Here is a 261-nt window from a genome sequence, read left to right on the forward strand (position 1 = left end):
ATAAACATGATACGTTTTACCTCGTTCCATCCGAACCATGCACAATTTCAAGCTCTCACCTTTTTGTAAATTGCACCTTTATTTCTGCACCAAAAGAATGAGAAAATATAGCAAAAACTTTTTCACTTTAAAAATGAAGAAAACTCTCATGATATGCCACTCATGCAAAAAAGTGATAACAAATGGATGATAAGCACTCTTTGCGCTTTACCAATATAACCTAGACTTTTAAACTGCAAATTTGGCTTATAAACAAAAAGC

The sequence above is a fragment of the Bartonella sp. MR168JLCBS genome (assembly GCF_042194175.1).